Source organism: Acidiphilium sp. (genome assembly GCF_049977125.1).
GTDB lineage: Bacteria > Pseudomonadota > Alphaproteobacteria > Acetobacterales > Acetobacteraceae > Acidiphilium.
Map to the genome: position 1 here is coordinate 1 of NZ_JBMFGY010000309.1, position 2292 is coordinate 2292.

The window sequence follows — 2292 nt, forward strand, 5'->3', positions numbered from 1 at the left end:
CCTGAACGGAGGGCAGCTTTCAGTATCGCTGTGCGGACAACTGAACGACCGCAACGAGGCGCATCGTTTCCTATCAGGCCGCGATCAACCGCATCGTCAAAGAGGCTAACCAGAACCAAAAACCTTTCCGCTGGACCAAAGAACCCCACGACATCACCATCATTATCTTCGCCGCCGTCCGACGTAGGCACAGAACGCTAGATTCGTACCACTAGCCTGCCTCCAGCGACTAGGGATCATTTTAACCTCAATGATATTGAGTATATATAGTACTGCCATGCAGTAATATTCTACTATCAACTCATGGGTGAAATACACGCCAAACTCTCCCGACAGCTATCTGATGTTCCGCCGACGTTGACTTAAGATATTCGCCGATTGTGTCGAGATTACTAGAGGCTAGCTCACTATAAAACGTATACTCTTTTCGTGCTTGGTCCCCAACAGCATCCCACCTATCGATGTCAATTTCCACGCCGTCCGTTGGTTTGATTTTCGAATAAGCGGTCAGTGATCCGTCCTTCCGTACACGACCATCAATCAATAGCTGACCAGGGAAGCTAGGAGGCTGAGCCATCGCTACTGCAAGATCGGTTATTCGTTCGTCATACTCGATCCACATATGTGATGACCACCGATATCCTTCACGCTTAGGACGAATAAAGCCTATCACGGAAGTCACAGATAGACCATGCGCAGTTCCTAGATAGTGTCGGAGAGCTAGCGAGATATAATAACATCCTCCCACTAGCCTCTTTGCTACCACAAAATGTTGATTGAAATGATGAGCCGCTTTTGCTAACAATTGCCGCTCAGGTGTGACACTTGGTTTCTCACCCTCAGTTAACTTCCGACGTTTCGCGTCGCCCATGATCGTACCCTTTTTTATCCCTCAAGGACATAATATCATCAACGAGGTTGGATGGTAAATTATCAGCGTTCGGTCGATGATGTCGAGCCGGCAACGAGATATTTTGGTCTGGAAATTGCTGCGTGTCCATGGATTCGACCCGCACAGAGATATATGAGGAAATCTGAATCAGACACAATCCCGTTGCAAGTCAGTCGTGGCCGTCCCGCGGCTGAATGGACGCTTCCGGGAAAAGGTACTGGTTACGGCAACGACCACAATGCGGCGCATAGGCGCTGGCTGGGCCGCCGCGAACTATGCTTCACACCCATGAACTCATATCTTTCGGCAGCCGCCCGGCGTCGTCGATGACCTTCACCTGGTGAGGCGGAACATCGTCCCATTCCCAGAATATCACATTGACGTCCGAGGCAGTGGCGCCGATCGCGAAGCTTTGGACGATGACGCCCACAACTCCGCCAGCTGCCAACCGTTTCATCATCGCCCACGATGGGGGCTCGATCTTCCTTGTAGAGAGTTCTTTCCACGCGCAACCGAGGTCGTCTAGCGTTACGTTATTGGCGGCACGGACAACGTTGTCGGTCAGATCGAGAATGTTCTCACAATCGACATCGTAGCCACAGAGCGTCATCGGCTGAGCTTTGTACGGAAAGCCCTGTTGCGCCTCCAGCCATGCTGTCTGGAAAGTTCGCGAGGTGTATAGTGCTTTTATGCCCACGGGGTTGAAGCGGCCGCCATGCGTGGCTGCTCCGGCACCGGAATTTGGAGCCCAGGCCCATCTCGGGTCGTGCGCGCGGTAAACGACCGTCTGTAGCCTCAAGCGAAGCCGCCAGCGGCCAGGCCCGCGAGATAGTCCTTTAGATCGGCAATCCGGCCGCTGCGGACCAGATCCTCGGAAGTTTGGCCCCCGAAGGCTGGGATCGGCTGCGAACGGAACCAGGAAAATGCCTGCGGCACGGACCCGCACCAGGGCAAGATGCGATTGATTATCTCGGCCGTCTCACGCAGCCTAGCTTGAGTTGCAGGGGCATTGAACCTGGCGCTTTTGGAGATCGCTTCCCTGGACAGGCCAATTGAAAATGCCAGATCTGTCTTGGTGACACGCAGCAATTGCGTGAAGCGTTCGAGCTGTATGTCACCACTGGGTGAGAACACCTCCGCTAGGAAGCCACCTTCGCCTTTATCAGCCCTAGTATGCGTCGTGTACTCGGCCATGCCGCCTCACAAAATACCCTTCGAATGGGATATTATATGAGCCAATAACTCCTTGGATGCAAGTCGAAATTTTCTACGACAGCTGCCGGTTCCGCCCAGCGAACGGCGGGTTACGGACAAGCCGAGATTGCGCGTGAACGGCCGAGATGACGCGCAAAGCCGCCGTTCGGGCGCGGTACTTGCGGTGCATTAATGAGACCGGCGAC

3 protein-coding genes are annotated in these 2292 nt (G+C 53.8%); all 3 read right to left on the reverse strand.

The window, feature by feature from the left end; genetic code table 11:
- Nucleotides 1-301: 301 nt before the first annotated feature.
- On the reverse strand, nucleotides 302-871 hold the full coding sequence (locus ACP5E6_RS18440) for a hypothetical protein (protein ID WP_427956813.1): 570 nt from the start codon (nucleotides 869-871) through the stop codon (nucleotides 302-304).
- A gap of 301 nt (nucleotides 872-1172) precedes the next feature.
- A complete protein-coding gene (locus ACP5E6_RS18445; protein WP_427956816.1) occupies nucleotides 1173-1691 on the reverse strand; it encodes an RES family NAD+ phosphorylase in 519 nt (172 codons plus the stop codon).
- Entirely contained in the window at nucleotides 1688-2086 is a 399-nt protein-coding gene (locus ACP5E6_RS18450; RefSeq protein WP_427956819.1) for an XRE family transcriptional regulator, read from the reverse strand. Before ACP5E6_RS18450 ends, ACP5E6_RS18445 begins: the two co-directional genes overlap by 4 nt.
- Between the last annotated feature and the right edge of the window lie 206 nt (nucleotides 2087-2292).

Coding starts and splice junctions, on each gene's coding strand:
- ACP5E6_RS18440 (WP_427956813.1), bottom strand. CDS start 871: ATGGGCGACGCGAAACGTCGGAAGTTAACTGAGGGTGAGAAACCAAGT.
- ACP5E6_RS18450 (WP_427956819.1), bottom strand. CDS start 2,086: ATGGCCGAGTACACGACGCATACTAGGGCTGATAAAGGCGAAGGTGGC.